Raw genomic sequence first — 255 nt, forward strand, 5'->3', positions numbered from 1 at the left:
TAATCGCCCTATTCAGACTCGCTTTCGCTGCGGCTCCGTCTTTCCAACTTAACCTCGCATATGATCGTAACTCGCCGGTTCATTCTACAAAAGGCACGCTATCACCCGGCATTTTTCCAAAGGAAAAGATGCACAGGGCTCTAACTACTTGTAGGCACACGGTTTCAGGATCTCTTTCACTCCCCTTCCGGGGTGCTTTTCACCTTTCCCTCACGGTACTGGTTCACTATCGGTCACTAGGGAGTATTTAGCCTT

1 rRNA gene is annotated in these 255 nt (G+C 49.4%); it reads right to left on the bottom strand.

The window, feature by feature from the left end:
- Positions 1 to 255: ribosomal RNA gene (locus M3182_RS25960) — 23S ribosomal RNA — on the bottom strand; the annotation flags it as partial.

The sequence above is a fragment of the Mesobacillus maritimus genome (assembly GCF_023715205.1).
Classification (GTDB): domain Bacteria; phylum Bacillota; class Bacilli; order Bacillales; family Cytobacillaceae; genus Mesobacillus_B; species Mesobacillus_B maritimus_C.